This is a genomic window from Actinophytocola oryzae (assembly GCF_004364325.1).
Lineage (GTDB): Bacteria > Actinomycetota > Actinomycetes > Mycobacteriales > Pseudonocardiaceae > Actinophytocola > Actinophytocola oryzae.
On the sequence record NZ_SOCP01000001.1, the window covers coordinates 249,510 to 265,201 of the forward strand.

At 72.3% G+C, this 15,692-nt stretch carries 12 protein-coding genes; 7 read left to right on the plus strand and 5 right to left on the minus strand.

The genetic code is table 11. The annotated features are described in order from the left end of the window. Positions 1-137: 137 nt before the first annotated feature. A complete protein-coding gene (locus CLV71_RS01075; RefSeq protein ID WP_243866142.1) occupies positions 138-1,763 on the plus strand; it encodes a glucuronyl esterase domain-containing protein in 1,626 nt (541 codons plus the stop codon). A gap of 122 nt (positions 1,764-1,885) precedes the next feature. Here CLV71_RS01075 and CLV71_RS50045 read toward each other — a convergent pair whose 3' ends face one another. The 3 genes from CLV71_RS50045 to CLV71_RS01090 all read right to left on the minus strand — a co-directional run bounded on the left by CLV71_RS50045 (position 1,886) and on the right by CLV71_RS01090 (position 4,936). Further along, the gene (locus tag CLV71_RS50045; RefSeq protein ID WP_279588704.1) at positions 1,886-2,356 is read right to left on the minus strand and encodes a MarR family transcriptional regulator; all 471 of its coding nucleotides are present in this window, start codon (positions 2,354-2,356) and stop codon (positions 1,886-1,888) included. 4 nt (positions 2,357-2,360) lie between these two features. Continuing rightward, complete coding sequence (locus tag CLV71_RS01085; RefSeq protein WP_133900642.1) at positions 2,361-3,785, minus strand: MFS transporter; 1,425 nt, start codon at positions 3,783-3,785, stop codon at positions 2,361-2,363. 752 nt (positions 3,786-4,537) lie between these two features. Beyond that, positions 4,538-4,936, minus strand: a complete 399-nt coding sequence (locus CLV71_RS01090; RefSeq protein WP_133900643.1) for a TraR/DksA family transcriptional regulator — start codon at positions 4,934-4,936, stop codon at positions 4,538-4,540. 315 nt (positions 4,937-5,251) lie between these two features. Here CLV71_RS01090 and CLV71_RS01095 point away from each other — a divergent pair, with 315 nt between their 5' ends. The 6 genes from CLV71_RS01095 (at position 5,252) to CLV71_RS01120 (ending at position 12,694) form a co-directional block, all read left to right on the plus strand. Next, the gene (locus tag CLV71_RS01095; RefSeq protein WP_166663861.1) at positions 5,252-6,142 is read left to right on the plus strand and encodes a carbon-nitrogen hydrolase family protein; all 891 of its coding nucleotides are present in this window, start codon (positions 5,252-5,254) and stop codon (positions 6,140-6,142) included. Then, positions 6,135-7,328 (plus strand): amidase family protein, encoded by a 1,194-nt coding sequence (locus tag CLV71_RS01100; protein ID WP_166663862.1) that lies wholly within the window; start codon positions 6,135-6,137, stop codon positions 7,326-7,328. The genes CLV71_RS01095 and CLV71_RS01100 overlap by 8 nt, the downstream gene beginning before the upstream one ends. Before the next feature lie 4 nt (positions 7,329-7,332). Continuing rightward, positions 7,333-8,145, plus strand: a complete 813-nt coding sequence (locus CLV71_RS01105) for a hypothetical protein (RefSeq protein WP_133900646.1) — start codon at positions 7,333-7,335, stop codon at positions 8,143-8,145. 60 nt (positions 8,146-8,205) lie between these two features. Then, positions 8,206-11,244 carry an AfsR/SARP family transcriptional regulator gene (locus tag CLV71_RS01110; RefSeq protein ID WP_166663863.1) on the plus strand — a complete coding sequence of 1,013 codons (3,039 nt, stop codon included), beginning with the start codon at positions 8,206-8,208 and terminating at the stop codon, positions 11,242-11,244. 112 nt (positions 11,245-11,356) lie between these two features. After that, entirely contained in the window at positions 11,357-11,827 is a 471-nt protein-coding gene (locus CLV71_RS01115) for an NlpC/P60 family protein (protein WP_133900648.1), read from the plus strand. Positions 11,828-11,917: 90 nt separating this feature from the next. Then, positions 11,918-12,694 carry a hydrolase gene (locus tag CLV71_RS01120; protein WP_133900649.1) on the plus strand — a complete coding sequence of 259 codons (777 nt, stop codon included), beginning with the start codon at positions 11,918-11,920 and terminating at the stop codon, positions 12,692-12,694. A 6-nt stretch (positions 12,695-12,700) separates the two neighbouring features. On the opposite strand, the gene CLV71_RS01125 is transcribed toward CLV71_RS01120, so the two are convergent. Then, complete coding sequence (locus CLV71_RS01125; protein WP_133900650.1) at positions 12,701-13,075, minus strand: Imm1 family immunity protein; 375 nt, start codon at positions 13,073-13,075, stop codon at positions 12,701-12,703. Further along, positions 13,026-15,656: an ATP-binding protein gene (locus CLV71_RS01130; protein WP_133900651.1), complete on the minus strand. Its 2,631-nt coding sequence runs from the start codon at positions 15,654-15,656 to the stop codon at positions 13,026-13,028. Before CLV71_RS01130 ends, CLV71_RS01125 begins: the two co-directional genes overlap by 50 nt. Positions 15,657-15,692: the final 36 nt, after the last annotated feature.

A 15,692-nucleotide genomic window follows, 5' to 3' on the forward strand; every position in this document is an offset into this window, starting at 1 on the left:
TTCGTCGTAAACTATTACCGGAATATTTATGAAAGTTTCGGGGACGTTTCAGCGTCCAACAAGTCTCCGTCCATTGTGGACAAAGAGGTCCTGGTGGCCCCGGAACGCAATCGTTGCGTGCACCGGAAGGAGAGCCTGTGAACACGAGATGGGCCCGCTCCACGATCCGCTCCGCCCTGGTACTGCTCGCCGTGGCGGCGCTCGCGATCGCTGGGGTGGTGACGGTCGTCGTGGCGAGAACCGCGCCCGCGGCGGCCGACGTGTCGATCGCGGCGGTCGAGGACGACGGCGCCAACTGCCCGGTCACCCTGCCCGGCTCGCTGCCGGCCAACTCGCGGCTTCCCGATCCCTTCAAGAAGATCGACGGGAGCCGTATCACCTCGAAGGCCGACTGGCGGTGCAGGCGGGCCGAGATCAAGAGGATGGAGGAGCGGTACGTCTACGGTGAGAAGCCGGCGAAACCCGCCAGCGTCACCGGCACGGTGTCCAGCACCAACATCACCGTGAACGTGTCGCAGAACGGCCGCAGCGCCAGCTTCTCCGCCGGCGTGCAGCTGCCGACCGGCACGGGGCCCTTCCCGGCCGTCGTGGTGCTCGGCGGGTTCGGCGCGGACACGGCGACCATCCGGTCGGCGGGCGCGGCGGTCATCAACTACGACCCGCTCGCGGTCGGGCGGGAAGGCACGCCGCGCAACAACAAGCAGGGTGCCTTCTACACGATCTACGGCAACACCAGCACCACCGGCATCCTCGCCGCGTGGGCGTGGGGTGTCAGCCGGATCATCGACGTGATCGAGTCGTCCGGCGGGTCCGTCCTCAAGGCCGACTCCGTCGGTGTGACGGGATGTTCCCGCTACGGCAAGGGCGCGCTCGCGGTCGGCGCGTTCGACCAGCGCATCGCGCTGACCATGCCGATCGAGTCCGGCAGTGCCGGTGCGCCGATCTTCCGCGGCATCCCGGGCGAGTCGGGCGCGCAGCCGCTGAGCAGCGCCTACAGCGAGCAGCCGTGGCTCGGTGACGCGTTCAGCTCCTTCACCGGCAACCCGAACACGTTGCCGGTCGACCAGCACGAGACCGTGGCGATGATCGCGCCGCGCGGGTTGTTCATCATGGAGAACCCGCACATCGACTGGCTGGCCGCGCGGTCGGGCAGCGTCGCCGCGCTCGGTGCGGCGGAGGTCTACAAGGCACTCGGCGCGGGCGGCAACATCACGTACTGGTCCGACATCTCGGATGGCACCCACTGTGCCACCCGCTCCGAGTGGCGCACCCCGCTGCAGCAGAACATCCAGAAGTACCTGCTGCGCACGGGAAGCAGCACGGGTGTCTTCCGGATCTCCAGTCGCAAGCCGGGCAACCTGGCCGAGTGGCGGGACTGGACGACGCCGACCCTGTCCGACAGCCCGAGCGATCCGCCGCCGGACGACCCGGAGGACCCGGACGACCCACCGCCCACCGATCCGCCGCCTACGGGTGGCTGCGCGGCGACGGTGTCGGTCAACCAGTGGACCGGCGGCTTCACCGCCACGGTCCGGGTCACCGCGGGGTCTTCGGCGATCACCGGCTGGACCGTCTCCGCGACACTGCCGTCCGGAGCGACGATCACCAGCGGGTGGAACGCCAACCGCAGTGGTAACTCCGGCGCGGTCCAGTTCACCAACGTCGGGTTCAACGGCGCGGTGGGCGCGGGCCAGTCGGTCGAGTTCGGCTTCCAGGGCACCGGAACCGGCACCGGCATGACACCGAGCTGCGCGGCAAGCTAGCTCGGACCGGCCCAACGCACTGAAGGACGCCTTCGTAACGCCTGGCGTAAGGAAGGCGTCCTTCGTGACGGCCGACGCACTGAAGGACGCCTTCGTAACGCCGGGCGTAAGGAAGGCGTCCTTCAGTGCGGGTCTGCGGAGGGCTCGGCCGTTGCGTCGGGTCCTCCGTTCCCCAGCAGGACGCCCATGATGCGGTCGAGGTGGGCGATGTCCTGTGCGGGCAGCGCGCTCAGCGTCGCGGGCGGCTCGTCGAGGATCCGCCCGGCGCGACGGGCGAGTCGGCGGCCCGCGGCGGTGATCGCGACGATCTTGCGGCGCCGGTCGTGCGGGTCGGGCCTGCGCTCGACGAGACCGCGTGACTCGAGGTCGTCCACGACGACGGTCGTGTAGGGGGCGTCGACGGCGAGCAGGGCCGCCAGCTCGCGCATGGTCATCGGCGCGCGGTCCAGCTTGCCGAGCGCCTTGAGGCGGATGAAGCTCATGCCGAGGCGCGCGCTGACCTCGCCGCGGCGGTCGTTCAGCTCGAGCACGATCGTCCGCATGGCCTGCCACGCACTGCGTGCCGCGTCGTCCCGGCTCGGTGGGGTGCCCATGGCGCTAGCCAAGCACAGGGTCGAGAGTGGCGGCGGTGCGGTCGGCCGTGCGTTTCGCGTGTGCGGTGCTGGTCAGGAGCCCGAGGACGGCGACGGCGATCCCACAGCCGACGACGATCCCCTCCGCGAGGCACGCGTTGGCCAGCACACCGGCCCCCAGCTCGCCGTCCGTACCCGTGTTCACCAGCGACCCGATCACCGCCACGCCGAGCGACGAGCCGAGCTGACGGCTCGTCGACGCGAGCGCGGCCGCGGTGCCCGCCTGTGCGTTGGGCATCCCGGACACGGCCGCGTTGGTGATGGGCGGGTTGACGAGCCCGATCCCGGCACCGAACAGGACGAAGCTCAGCACGAGGTGGCCGTAGCTGGTGGTGTCGGAGAGGCCGAGCAGCATCGCGGCGCCGCCCGCCATGCCGAGACCGGCGAACACGAGCGGTAGCCGTGGCCCCCGGGTGCCCACGAGCCGGCCGGACAGCGGCGCCGCGACCAGCACCATCGCGGCCATGGGCGCGGTGAGCAGCCCCGCATCCAACGGCGACAGTCCACGCACGTCCTGCAGGTAGAGCGTGGCGAGGAACAGGAACCCGCCGAAGCCGCCGAGCGCGCACACCGCCGTGAGGCTCGCGCCGGAGAACGGCAGACTGCGGAAGAACCGGAACTCGATCAGCGGTTCACGCACGCGCGGCTCGTACCACAGGAGCCCGACCAGCGAGACGAGCGAGATCCCCAGCGGCACCAGAACACCCGGTGCTCCCCAGCCGGCGCGGGGCGACTCGATGATCGCGTAGACGAGCGCCGCCACCAGGGCGATGACGAGCACCTGACCGACGGGGTCGATGCGGCGTGGCCGCGGCGCCCGCGAGTCGGGCACGAACAGCGCGGTCAGCACGAGCGCCCCGATCCCGATGGGCACGTTGATCCAGAAGATCGACTCCCAGCCGACGCCGTCGGTGAGGGCGCCGCCCACGATCGGCCCGATGCCCATGCTCAGGCCCAGCACGCTGGCGAAGATCCCGATGGCCCGCGATCGTTCGCGCGGGTCGGTGAACACGTTGGTCACGATCGACATCGCGATCGGGTTGAGCATCGACCCGCCGACGGCCTGCACCATCCGGAAGGCCACAAGCCACCCGAGGCCCGGCGCGATGCTGCACAGCAGCGACCCGGCGGTGAAGACGACCAGCCCGGTCTGGAACGTGCGCTTGCGCCCGAGCCGGTCGGCCGTCGAGCCGGAAAGGATCAACAGGCCGGCGAGCACGACCGTGTAGGCGTCGATCACCCACTGCAGGTCGGCGATCCCCCCGTGCAGCTCCCGCCCGATGGACGGCAGCGCGACGTTGACGATCGTGATGTCCATGCCCACGATCAGCAGGCTCAGACAACAGATCCCCAGGACGACGTAACGCCTGCGAGAACTCAGTTCCGGCACGGATACCGCTTCCAATCGTTGTAGGACTACAACCATTTTAGTCCTACAAGTACCCGGGGTGGTGGGCCGCCTGCGCTCAGGGGCTGCGGTCTACAGGTTGGGAGCGGTCCGGGGTGGTCGGGGACGGTTCGTGGTTGGTGGCGGCGGGTGGGTTTGGTGATGGCTCGCGGGGTTGGCTGCGGTGGGTGGGCGGTGGTGCGGGTGGTGCGGGTGGGGTTGGTTGCGGTGGGTGGGCGGTGGCGGTGGTTTGTGGGTTGGTGACGGCCCGCGGGATTGGTTGCGGTGAGTGGGCGGTGGCGGTGGTTTGTGAGTTGGTGACGGCCGGCGGGCTGGCTGCGGTGAATGATGCGATGGAGGCGTTGTGCGAGGCGGGTGGCGGTCATGGGCCTGGTGGCGGCGAGTGGGGCTCGGGGCTGTGTGTGGCGTTCAAGTGCGGGCGGGTGAGCAGTTGGTGGGGCTCCAGGGTTGGCGGCGGCCTGCGCGGCGGGTGGCGGCGAATGGGGCTGATGGCGGTCTTCGGGTAAGCGGGGCTGCGGTTTGGAGGTGGGGGCGGTTGCGGTTGGTGGGGCTGCATGGGTCGGTCGCGGCCTGCGGGGGCTGGCGGTGGTATGCGTGGCTGGTGGCCATCTGCGATGTCGGGTGGTGCGATCGGTGGAAGTCGGCGGGTCTGCGAGGGTCGGCGGCGGTCTGTGGGCTTGGCTGCCGTCAGGGGCTCGGGGCTCGGGGCTCGGGGCTCGGGGCTCGGGGGCGCGTCAGCGGCGGTCGGCGCAGTGGATGCAGAGGGTGGTCGAGGGGAGTGCCTCCAGGCGGCCCGCCGCGATCGGGTTGCCGCAGCGGGTGCAGGTGCCGTAGGTGCCTGCGGCGAGCCTTTCCGTCGCCGCGTCCAGGGCGCGCAGCTCCTCGCGTGCCTGGTCGAGCAGGGCCGCGACCTGGGCACGTTCGAACGCCGTGACGCCGTCGGGATCGTGCTCGTCGTCGTTCGTGGTGTGCGCCGAGGACTCGATGATGCCCTCCAACTGCCTGTCCAGCGCCTCGATCAGCTCGATCGTCTCCCTGCGACGGGCGGCGAGCCGGTCCGGGCGGCCTGAGCCAGACTCCCCTGAGGCTGGCTCGAGCGGCGCGTCACCTGATCTCGGCGCAAGGTGTTCCATGCCTCCATTGGAACACCGCCCGCCAGCCACGGGCGCCCGTCCGGACATGCCTCATCCAGACATGGCGTTCAAGGCATGCCTGAACCACCAAAAACCAATCAATTGAAAACTATATTGATGTCCAATTTGAGTTGGGTGGGCCCACGGGTTTCCAGCGGAGCTTGCACTCCGCCGCAATGGGACTACGACGGCCGATGCACCACGCACCCGACCGACGCCAGGCGGAAGGACCCCTCGTCCGCGTTCACCCGTCTGACCTGCGCGGAGGTGGGGTGGGGTTGGCCGCCGCACTGTCCGGTCCCTAACGTTCGCTGCATGAGGAGTCGTCGCGTCGGGGTCGTGCAGGGCGCGCCCCGTCTGTTCGAGCCGGCCGAGACACACCGGCGTTTCGAGAGCCTTCTCGGCCGCGCCGTCGAGGCCGGGGCCGAGCTGGTCGCCTTCCCCGAGGCCTTCGTCGGCGGATATCCCAAGGGTGCGACCTTCGGCGCCACAGTCGGCGCGCGGACCACCGAAGGACGCGCCCTGTTCGCCCGCTACCGGCGCGCCGCCGTCGACGACTTCGCACCCCTCCAGGCGATCGTCGCCCGACACCGCGTACACGTCGTCGTGGGAGTGGTCGAACGGGCGGGCCACACGCTCTACTGCGCCTCCCTGCTCATCGCCCCGGACGGCACCCTGCTCGGCCATCACCGGAAACTCCTCCCCACCGGCACCGAGCGGCTCATCTGGGGCCAGGGCGACGCCTCCGACGTGACCGTGGTCGCCACCGACCTCGGACGGATCGGTATGGCCATCTGTTGGGAGAACTACATGCCCCTCTACCGCGCCGAGCTGTACCGCCAGGGTGTCGAGATCTACTGCGCCCCCACCGTCGACACCCGCGACACCTGGGCGGCCACCATGCGCCACGTCGGCGTCGAGGGCCGCTGCTTCGTCCTCTCCGCCACCCAGTTCGCCGTGCGCGACGACTACCCGGCCGACTTCCCCCTCGGCGACGAACCCGTCGTCATCCGTGGCGGCAGCTGCGTGGTCGACCCCTTCGGCACGTTGCTCGCCGGCCCGGTGTTCGACCGCGAGGACGTGCTCGTCACCGACCTCGACCTCGATCTCCTCGACGGTGCCTACCTCGACCTCGACGTCTCCGGTCACTACGCGCGCCCCGACCTGTTCCAGCTCACCACCACCGAAGGGACGCCCCGTGTCTGACCGGCTCGAAGAGGCACTCCACCGGGCTGCGGAGTCCACCGCGTTCATCACCGTCACCGCCGAGCGGGCCCGCCGTGAAGGGCCGGGGCCGCTCGTGGCGTGGAAGGACCTGTTCGACGTCGAGGGCACCCGCAGCACCAACGGTTCCGCCACCCGCAAGGACGCCCCGGTCGCCACGCAGGACGCCCCGGTCGTCCGGAACCTCGCCAGGGCGGGTGCGGTCTGCGTCGGCAAGACCAACCAGAGCGAGTTCGCCTTCTCCGGCCTCGGCCTGAACCCGCACTTCGGCAACCCCGTCAACCCGCTCGCCCCCGACCGGGTGCCCGGTGGCTCGTCGTCCGGTTCGGCGGTCGCGGTCGCCGACGGGATCGTCGACCTCGCCGTCGGGACCGACACCTCGGGCTCGGTGCGCGTCCCCGCGGCCTTCTGCGGCCTCGTGGGCTACAAGGCGAGCATCGACCGCTACGACCTGTCCGGCATGCTGCCCCTCGCGCCCTCCCTCGACACCATGGGTGTCCTCACCAACGACGTCGCCACCGCGGTCCAGGCCGACGCCTGGCTGCGGGGACAGCCCTGGACACACCGGGATGCCGACGCGCGGTTCGTGGTCCCGGCAGGCGAGCTGGTCGACGACTGCGACCCGGACATCCTCGACGCCTTCGAGGACGCACTGTCCACACTGGACCACGTCGAGCGGCGGACCCTGCCGGCGCTCGTCGAGGCGCAGCTGCTGATGGACCGCCACGGCACGCTCGCCGTCGCCGAGGCGCACGCGCGGTACGGCCACTTCGTCGACGACCCGAGGGGCGTGGACCCCCTGGTACGTCGGCGTCTCGCCGACTTCGACGCGGGCGGTGAACCGGTGGTCCGTGCCGCGCACGCGAGGCTGCGGGCACAGCTGGTCGACGAGTTGGCAGGCGCGGTCCTCGTCTGCCCGACGGTCCGCGACCCGGCACCCGAGGTGGCCCCGCTGCTCGCCGACCTCGACGTCATGGCGACGGCCAACCGCCGTGCCCTCCGCACCACCATGACCCTGAGCTACTTCGGGCTTCCGGGTGTCGCTCTGCCGCACGGGTCGCTGCCCGGTGGCCTGCGCGGCAGCGTCCTGCTGTCCACCCTGCCCGGCGACGACGACCGGCTGCTCGCCGTGGCCGGTGTCGTCGAGTCGTTACTGGCGGGGGAGTAGCGACATGCGTCCACGTCTGCTGCTGGTGACCGACCTGGACTACCCCGCCGCCGGGCGCCCCGAGTACCGCGACGAGGACCTCGGTCTGGCCGCCCGGCTGCGTGCCGACTTCGACGTCGCTCTCTGCCACCCGGTCGACGCCTCGGCCCTGATGGCCGGGTTCGACCTGGTCCTGGTCCGCAACAGTGGGCCGGTGCTGCGTTACGTCGACCAGTACGCGCAGTTCCGCCGCGAGGCGCTCGCGGCCGGGGCGAAGGTGTTCACGGAGCTGTCCGGGAAGGCCGACATGGCAGGCAAGCAGTACCTGTTGGACCTGACCGAGGCCGGCTTCCCGGTGATCCCGACCGTCGACCGGGCGCAGGACGCGCACCGGCTTCCCGAGTCGGCGGAGTACGTGGTGAAACCCAAGCTGGGCGCGGACTCCGTCGGTCTGCGGTTCCTCCCGCGCACGGAGCTGCCCGACGGCACGGACCACCTCATCCAGCCCAGGATCGACTTCGCCTACGAGGTCTCCTTCTACTACGTCGACCAGACCTACTGCTACGCCCTCCACACCCCGGATCCCGCCCTCCGCTGGGACCTGGCCCCCTACACGCCGACGGACGCGGACCTGGCGTTCGCGCGGCGGTTCGTCACCTGGAACGCGGTCGCACACGGTATCCAGCGCGTGGACGCCTGCCGCACAAGGGAAGGCGAGCTCCTGCTGGTCGAGCTGGAGGACCTCAACCCGTACCTGTCGCTGGACCGCGTGTCCCCCGCGACGCGCGAGACGTTCGTCGCGGCTCTGACCGACTCCCTGCTCAGGATGCTCGACTGACCGCGTAACACTTCCGCTCGGGGAGCGTTATCAGAAGAATGCGCGGAGGGGGTGTCGGTGGTGCGGGTTCTGGTGCTGGGTCCGGTCGAGCTGCGTGGCGCCGCCGGCGAGATCAACCTCGGTGGCCCGAAGCCGAGGACGCTGCTGTCCGCGCTGCTCCTGCGTCCCCGCCAGGTCGTGTCGATCGACCGGCTGATCGACCTCGTCTGGGACGAGTCGCCGCCGGTGTCGGCCACGGCGCTCGTGCACACCTACGTCTCCGCGCTGCGGCGCGGGTTCGTGGCCGCCGGGTTGGAGGGGGCCGTGGTCACCCGTGCCCCGGGCTACCTGCTGGACGTGTCGCGTGACGACAGTGACCTCGAGGTCTTCGAGCGTCACCTCGACACGGCGCGCCGGGCGGAACGCGGGGACGACCACGAGTCCGCCGCCGCGCACTACGAGTTGGCGCTGGGGCTGTGGCGCGGGCCCGCGTTCGGTGGTGTGGACGCGGTGTTCGCGCGGGTGCGGGCCGACGGCCTTGCCGAGGAGCGGCTCGGCGCCGAGGAGGGCTTCGCGCGCTGCCGGCTGGCCCAGGGCAGGGCCGGTGAGCTGACGCAGCCGTTGCGTGCGCTGGTCGCCGCGCATCCGCTGCGTGAGGAGGCCCGCGGTCTGCTGATGCGGGTCCTCTACGAGACGGGCAGGCAGGCCGACGCGCTCGCCGCGTACCGGGACGGCAGGGAGCGGCTGCTCGACGAGCTGGGCATCGAGCCGGGGGAGCGGCTGCGTGACCTGCACGGCGCGATCCTCAACGGCTCGCTGACCACGGCCCGGCGGGTGCGCACCGCACCGGTGCGGGCGGGTGGGGACCGGGAGGTGCCGAGGAACCTGCCGCCGGACATCGGTGACTTCACCGGCCGCGAAGACGCGCTGGAGACCGTGCTGCGCCTGGCGACGGCCGACGCGAGCACGCGGACGAACACGCCGACGGTCGTGGTGTCGGGGTTCGGCGGGGCGGGCAAGTCGGCGCTGGCGGTGCACGCCGCCTACCGGCTGCGCGCCGGCTACCCGGACGGGCAGCTGTTCGCGGACCTGCGTGGCTACGACCGCGAGGCGGGGGCGTTCGAGGTGCTCGGCCGGTTCCTCGCCGCGCTCGGCACCGGCACGGCCGACCTTCCGTCCACAGTGGACGACCGGGTGGAGCTGTTCCGCCGCACGGTGTCCGGGCGTCGGTTGATCATCGTGCTGGACAACGCGCGTGGCGAGCACCAGCTGCGTCCGCTGCTGCCCGGTGACCCGCGCTGTCTGGTGCTGATCACGAGCCGCTCGCGGCTGACCGGCCTGGAGAGCGCCGAGCCGGTCGAGCTGGACTTCTTCTCGACCTCGACGGCCGTCGAGATGCTCAGCAAGATCATCGGGGCCGGGCGGGTGGCGAGCCAGCGGGTGGCGGCCGAGCGGATCGCGGACCTGTGCGGTGGCGTGCCGCTCGCGATCAGGGCGGCAGGGGCGAAGCTCCTCGCCAGGCCGCACTGGCCGCTGAAGTCGTTGGCGGCGCGGCTGTCCGACGAGCGGCGCAGGCTCGACGAGCTGGCCGTCGGCGACCTCGCGATCCGCTCGACGCTGCGGATGAACTACACGGAGCTGACCGCGGCGCAGCGCCGCGCGTTCCACCTGCTGTGCGTGCTCGACCTGCCCGACTTCGGGTGGTGGGTGGCCGCGCCGCTGCTCGGGGTCCCGTTGGAGGAGGCGGAGGACACCGTCGAGCACCTGGTGGACCTGCGGCTGTTGGACGTGGCGGGCGTCGACGGCATCGGCCGGGTCCGCTACCGCTTCCACGACCTCGTGCAGCTCTTCGGCGCCGAGCAGGCGGTCGAGGCGCCGGAGGACGTCGCGGCGGCCGTGTCCCGGGTGCTGGCCACGTGGGTGGCGCTGGTCGAGGCGGCCGCGCGGCGGCTGCCGAGGGCCACGCTGGGGCTGCGGCTCCCCGTCGACGCGGCGGTCGCGGTGGACGGGCGACTGGTCGAGGAGGTCGAGGACGACCCGAGCGGCTGGTTCAAGTCCGAGACCGCCGCGGTGGTGCGGGCCGTGGAGCGGGCGGGGGAGCTGGGCATCGACACGGTGACCACGCTGCTGATCACCACGCTGCTGTCCTCGCCGTTCGCCGCCCGCAACGAGTTCGACGGCTGGCAGCGCACCCACGAGGTCGCGCTCGCCTCGGCCCGTGCGGCGGGCAACCGGCACGCGGAGGCGATGGTGCTCGTGGGCCTTGGTCAGCTGTACTACGAGAAGGACGACTTCGCGACCGCACTCACCCACTTCACCTGCGCCGAGGAGCACGCGGTGGCCGTCGGGGACGACGCGACCAGGGCCGTCGCGCTGGTGGGGATCGGCACGGTCCGCCGCGACCTCGCGGAGTTCGCGGACGCGCGCCGGGACCTGGAGGCGGCGGCGACACTCGGGACGCGGACCGGCGACGACGGCGTCGTGGCCGCGGCCAGCTACGGGCTCGGCGGGATCAGCCGTGACCACGGCGGGATCGACGAGGCGGCGGCACTCCTGACCCGGTGCGCGACGCTCTACCGGGCGGGCGGCGACCAGCGGGGCGAGGCGTTGGCGTTGCGGGGGTTGAGCCTGTGTCACCGCGCCCGCGACGAGCACGCCGAGGCGGCCGGGCTTTCCCGGCAGGCGATGGAGATCCTCGTCGCGGTGGGGGACGAGCTCGGCGCGACGTACGCGCGGCAGTCCTCGGCGAAGGCGTTGCTGCGGCTGGGCCGCACCGAGGGGCTCGCCGCGGTGCTGGCGGACTGCCTGGACACGTGCACCCGCCACGGCGACCGGTTCGGGATCGCGCTGGTGACGAGGACGCTGGGCGAGCTGCACCTGGCCGTCGGCGACCGGGACCTCGCACGCGGGACGCTGACGGCCGCGTTGGCGGACTGGGAGGCGTTGCGGCTCCCGCTGTGGCAGGCCAGAACGCTGCGGGACCTCGCGGCGGCCGATCCGGGACACGCGGCGGCACACTGGCAGCGGGCGGGGGAGCTGTTCGCCGCGTTCGGTGGCCGCGAGGTGGCCGAGCTGGCCTGCCACACGCCGGCGAGCTGGTACGAACACGTGCGCTTGTAGGCGTTCTATAGGCGGTGCGGGCCTCGTGGACACCGGTTTGCAGACGACTTGCAGCCGGGCGCGCGAGCCTTGTCCTGTCAGCGAATTCGGACAGGAGAAGGAGGCACAGGGGATGGCCACTCCGCAGAAGGTCGAGACCAGCGCCCGGCTCGGGTCGCCGATCCGGCGCAGCGAGATCATCGAGCGTGCGGAGAGCTGGTTACGGCCGTCCGTTCCGTACCACACCACGAAGTTCCACCACAACGAGTTCGGCATCTACCGCACCGACTGCTCGGGCTATGTCTCGATGGCGTGGGGCCTGCCGGCCCGCCGAGGCGGCCTGGACACCCTCGGGCTCGCGTCCGTGAGCGAGCCGATCGAACGCGACGAGCTGCGCGCCGGGGACGTGCTGCTGCGCACCGAGGGAAGCCGCCTCATCCGCCACGTCGCCGTGTTCCACGAGTGGACCGGCGAGGATCGGACAGCATACTGGGGGTTCGAGCAGTCGGGCGGTGCCGGCACGGTGCACCGCATGGTCACCTACCCGTACGGCGGGCTGGAGCACTACCTGCCGCGCCGGTACCTGAACGTCATCCAGTACTGACAACGCGTTGCGGCAAGCCCCGCCGGAGCCGTACATTTGAATTTGGGAGCGCTCCCAGAGTTGTGTACGCTCACCGACAGGAGCTCACGCATGCGCCGCAGGTCCGTATTCGCCGTGCTTTTCGCCGCGGCCGCCGTACTGATCGGGATCAGCCAGACCCCCGCCCACGCGGGCGAACCGAGAGCCGCCTGCCCGACAGGCGCGTTCTGCGACGGGTTCGAGTCCCAGACCGGCACGACGCCGGCCGGTGACTGGTCGCTGGTCTTCCCGAACTGCTCGGGCACCGGGACGGCCGCCGTCGACACCACCACCGCCCACGCGGGCACCCGCTCGATCCGGGTCAACGGCGGGACGGGGTACTGCAACCACGTCTTCGTCGCCACCACCCGGGGCGTCGGCGGGTCCACTCTGTACACGAGGTTCTTCGTCCGGCACACGACCGCGCTGCCGGACGCGCACGTGACGTTCCTGGCCATGCGCGACAGCGCGGACGGCAACCGCGACCTGCGGATGGGCGGCCAGAACCGGGCCATGCAGTGGAACCGCGAGTCCGACGACGCGACCCTGCCGGAACAGAGCCCGAACGGCGTGGCGCAGAGCGTGCCGTTCCCGCTGAACACGTGGACGTGCGTCGAGTTCGCCATCACCGGCTCGGAGCTGCGGACGTGGGTCGACGGCACCGAGGTGGCCGGCCTGCACGCCGACGCCACTCCCACCCAGGACGTCGACTCGCAGTGGCTGCGCCGGGGCAACTGGCGCCCGTCGTTGACCGACTTCCGCTTCGGCTGGGAGAGCTACGGTCAGGGCTCCGACACCCTCTGGTTCGACGACGTGGCCCTCGCACAGTCACGGGTCGGCTGCGCCTGACGTTCGCTACCGGTCGCTCCGCCAGGCGACGGACGCCGACGGCTCACCGTGCTCGACGATGTGTGCGACCGCGTCCAGCGCCTGGTCGAGCGGGACGGTGTCCCGGTCGGGGTAGGTGTCGGACTGGCCGTTGCCGAGCACGTAGCCGTCCTGCTCCCCGGGCGCGTCGGGGTCGACGGCGTGGCGGCCGGGATCGTCGGGGCCGTCCAGCAGCATGACCATCGCCCGGGCGCGGTTGGTGACCAGGGTGAGGGCGCGGCCGTCGTCGTGCGTCAGCCAGGTCTCCAGCTGCCCGTCGTCGATCCGCCGCCGGACCAGCGCGAGCGCCTGCTCACCGTTCAGCGTCGTCGTCTCGTCCTTCAGGTGCCAGCTCCCGGTCATGCGCGGACACGCTACCGGTGCGGCCGGGCAGCAGGTCCAGCGTGCGGGCCCGTTCGAAGCGGGCGTCGATGCGGGCCCACTGGTCGGCGGCGTCGGCCACCAGGGCCTCGTCGCGGGTCAGGCGGGCCCGCGCACGGGTCAGGGTCGCCGCCGCCCAGTCGTTCTCCGACGCGGCCTGGGCGGCGGCGGCCAGGAAGCGCTCCGCGTCCGGCAGGGCCGCCGTTACGGCCAGTTCGGCGCCTGCGGCGTGGGCGTAGGGCTGCCACCACGGCTCGGCGAACGGTGCGAACGCGCGTGCCACCAGGCCTGCGGCTTCCGTGAAATCGTCGGTGTGCAGAGCGAAGCGTGCGTCCACGAATGCCGCGCAGGCGGTCAGTGACGGGGAGTCCGCGGAACGGGCGACCTCGACCGCGCGGGCGCGCCACACCGCGAACTGGCCGTCACCGCGCAGGCCGTGGGCCAGGGCAGCCGCGGCGACCGCCGTCGACATCCACTCCGCAGGCGGGCAGCCCGCGGCACGCCAGCCCTCCCACATGGTCGTCGCCCAGCGGGCGGCCTCGTCGAGGCGGCCTGCGAGGGTGAGCACCCGCACCTGGCGCGGCGCGGCCACGTAGGGGTGGCCGGCGACCGGGTCGTCGGCGGGCGCACGGCGTGCCAGTGCCAGCGCAGCAGGCAGGTTCCCGACCGCGACAGCGGTGGTCGAGGCGACGTGGAAGGCGTCGACGACCTCCGTCACCGCGCCGGGTTCGTGCCAGGGCAGCGTGTGTGCGAGCGCCAGCCGGTCCTCCGCGATCCGGTACGCCTCGCGGAGCCGTCCTGCCGCGGCCGTGGCGAGCCCCAGCACGTCGAGGGCGCAGAGCCGGTCGACGACGCCCCCGGCCGACTCGACCGCCGCACGGGCCAGGTCCACGTCGTGCCGGTGCGCCCAGGCCCGCGCCGCGGGATGCCCGGAGTAGGCGGTGGGGGTGTCGGCGCCGACCATGTCGTACCGGTTGACCACCACCACCGTGTAACCGTCGGCCGCCAGCCGGGTGGCCTCGTCGCCCTCCGCCTCGGCACGGGCCGCCGCCACACGCAGCAGCCGGTAGGCCTCACCACCGTCCGCGACGACCAGTGCCGCGTCGGCACCGTCCCGGAGGTCCCGGTACGCCGTCGCGGCGTCGGCGGCCCGGCTGGCGGCGGTCTCGTAGTGCCCGCACGCCTCCACGAACCGGCCCCGGGCGAACGTCAACCGCGCCAGTCCCCTCGCGAGCCGGTGCCCGGGCCCGCCACCGACCGCCAGCCCGCCGCCGGCTGGTGGGGCGGTGCCCGGGTTGTCGTCGACCGCCAGTGCGGCTCGCAGGTCGTCGTCGACCGCGTCGAACGTGGGGCGCCACTGGTCGTCAAGACGTGCCACCAGGGCCGTCGCCAGGTCGGCTGCCCACAGCAGGTGGCGGGCCCTGACCTCGTCGGTGAGCTGTTCGGCCGCGAACGCCCGCACGGTCGCGAGCATGTGCCACCGGTCGCCGCCGCGGCGGAGCAGGCTCTTGTCGGTGAGCCTGCCCAGCAGGTCCGCCGCCTCGCCGAGGGGCACGTCGCCGACGAACGCCGCCGCGGCCAGGTCGAACCCGCCCGCGAACACCGACAGCCGGCAGAACAGCGTCCGTTCCGCGTCGTCCAGCAGTTCGTGGCTCCAGCCGATCACCGAGCGCAGCGAGCTGTGCCGCTGGTCGACGCCCCTGCTGCCGGCCAGCAGCCGCAGCCGGTCGGCCAGCCCGGCCGTCAGGCCCGCCATCCCCAGCGACCCCGCACGCGCCGCCGCCAGCTCGATCGCCAGCGGCATCCCGTCCAGCCCCGCGCACAACGCGGCCACCTCGTCCGGCGTGGCGTCGAGCGCGGCGCGGTCCACGAACAGCCGTTCGGCGTCCGAGCCGAGCGGCAGCGGCGCCACCAGCACCGGCCTCTCGCCCGCGACACCCAGCCGCTCCCGGCTCGTCACGAGGACCGTCGTGTCCGGCGCCCGCTCGAGCACCCGCGCGACGAGCACGCTGACCTCGTCGACCAGGTGCTCGCAGTTGTCCAGCACGAGCAGCGTCCGGCCCAGCCGGAGCCGGTCGAGCAGCGTGTCGGCGAGCGGCTGCGGCGGCCGGTCCGCCACCCCGAGCGCCGCGGCGGTCGCGGCCTGCACGAACCCGGCCCCCACCGGCACGAGGTCGACGAACGCCCCACCCGCGGCGTAGTCGCCCGCCACCGCCCCGGCGACGGCGACCGCCAGCCGTGTCTTCCCGACCCCACCCGGGCCGAGCAGGCTCACGAGACGGTTGCTGCCCAGCGCTCTGCGCACCTCGGCGAGGTCCCGCTCCCGCCCGACGAACGTGGTCGTCGGCGCGGGCAGCCCCGCGAACCCACCCGCCCCGGCCAGCCGCGCGAGCGCCCGCCGGTCGGGCACGTCGAGCTTGCGCAGCAGCGCCGACACGTGGCTCTCGACCGTCCGCACGCTGATCCCCAACCGCCGCGCGACCTGCGCGTTCGACCGGTCGCCCGCCAGGGCGGCCAGCACGTCGGCCTCCCGTGCCGACACGTCCATGGGTCTCGCGTTCACCCGCCCATGATGCCGTCTCAGTGGTGGTTCCGTGGT

What these genes read in the sequence shown, in the direction of transcription:
- CLV71_RS50045 (WP_279588704.1), bottom strand. Translation starts at nt 2,356, where the DNA reads ATGGGCACCCCACCGAGCCGGGACGACGCGGCACGCAGTGCGTGGCAG.
- CLV71_RS01090 (WP_133900643.1), bottom strand. Translation starts at nt 4,936, where the DNA reads ATGGAACACCTTGCGCCGAGATCAGGTGACGCGCCGCTCGAGCCAGCC.
- CLV71_RS01095 (WP_166663861.1), top strand. Translation starts at nt 5,252, where the DNA reads ATGAGGAGTCGTCGCGTCGGGGTCGTGCAGGGCGCGCCCCGTCTGTTC.
- CLV71_RS01105 (WP_133900646.1), top strand. Translation starts at nt 7,333, where the DNA reads ATGCGTCCACGTCTGCTGCTGGTGACCGACCTGGACTACCCCGCCGCC.
- CLV71_RS01115 (WP_133900648.1), top strand. Translation starts at nt 11,357, where the DNA reads ATGGCCACTCCGCAGAAGGTCGAGACCAGCGCCCGGCTCGGGTCGCCG.
- CLV71_RS01120 (WP_133900649.1), top strand. Translation starts at nt 11,918, where the DNA reads ATGCGCCGCAGGTCCGTATTCGCCGTGCTTTTCGCCGCGGCCGCCGTA.
- CLV71_RS01125 (WP_133900650.1), bottom strand. Translation starts at nt 13,075, where the DNA reads ATGACCGGGAGCTGGCACCTGAAGGACGAGACGACGACGCTGAACGGT.